We start from the raw sequence: 218 nt of genomic DNA, 5'->3' as shown, positions 1-218 counted from the left end.
GGCACGCGATCACCGCCGCCAGTTCCTCCGCCTCAGACCAAAGCTGAGCATCACCGCTTGGAAAATGCCCAAAGGAAATGGGCACAGGCCCGGGCACTCCAGAAGTACCACGCACAAGGGTATTCAATCTCCCGGCTTTCCCGGCAGTTCAATCTACACTGGAAGACGGTCGAGCGATACCTTGGGATGACAGGGGTGCCGGACACGACCCGCCAGAA

1 protein-coding gene is annotated in these 218 nt (G+C 59.6%); it reads left to right on the top strand.

The annotated features are described in order from the left end of the window. The coding region (locus ACFFLE_RS11260; protein WP_380572109.1) for a hypothetical protein at positions 1-218 on the top strand (218 nt) is incomplete at both ends.

It is taken from the genome of Salinicoccus siamensis (assembly GCF_042429615.1).
Classification (GTDB): domain Bacteria; phylum Bacillota; class Bacilli; order Staphylococcales; family Salinicoccaceae; genus Salinicoccus; species Salinicoccus siamensis.
This window is presented reverse-complemented; position numbering and strand designations above follow the sequence as displayed.